Origin of the sequence: Paenibacillus sp. A3 (genome assembly GCF_001399685.1) — a bacterium.
GTDB lineage: Bacteria > Bacillota > Bacilli > Paenibacillales > NBRC-103111 > Paenibacillus_G.
The window spans coordinates 1-640 of the sequence record NZ_JTHN01000298.1 but is presented as its reverse complement, the minus strand read 5'-3'; the positions used below and the strand labels follow the sequence as shown (position 1 = coordinate 640).

Annotated in this window: 1 protein-coding gene; it reads right to left on the bottom strand. The window is 49.4% G+C overall.

All coding sequences use genetic code 11. The features are described from left to right. Positions 1 to 226: 226 nt before the first annotated feature. Positions 227 to 640: benzoate/H(+) symporter BenE family transporter (locus QJ48_RS33395; protein ID WP_193394540.1), on the bottom strand; the 414-nt coding region annotated here is incomplete at its 5' end.

The following is a 640-nucleotide window of genomic DNA, read 5'->3' as shown; positions in this document are numbered from 1 at the left end:
TCCTCTCGACCGCATCAACTTAACAATGAACGAGCTCTTGAATCTGACCTTTTGTCGATTTTGGAGCTTTTGTTATACTCGGGATGTGTGATGTATTGCTCATCACCACATATTCGCAAACGGTATAGATCGATCCGTATATACTTTTTTTCCTATAGTGTTGCCTCGCGGGTATGTACCTGTTCAGAGAAGGCTTATGCGGAATACGTGCAGCCGTACTACTGTATTATGGTTTCTGGCCACCTTGAAAGGAGCCATCCGCAGCATATGGCTTTCTCCGAAATTGCCCATGTATCAATGCGTGAGCTGCCAGGCCTGCGACCAATCCCCAAAATGCGCCGCCGACTCCAAGCAAGGTGACATTGGCTGCTGTTGCCAAAAAAGTAATCAATGCAGTCTCGCGGCCTTTTGGCTCCGTTAAAGCGTTGGCCAGGCTGCCGCCTATTGTGCCGAGCAGCGCCAATCCTGCCAACGTCGCAATAAATGTGGTGGGAAGGATGAGGAAAAGCGAAGCCAGCGTAACACCAAATATCCCGACTACCATATAAAAGAGGCCACAGGCAATCCCTGCAAGGTAACGCTTTTTCGAATCCTCATGTGCGTCTTTCCCTGTACAAATCGCAGCCGTAATGGCCGCTAC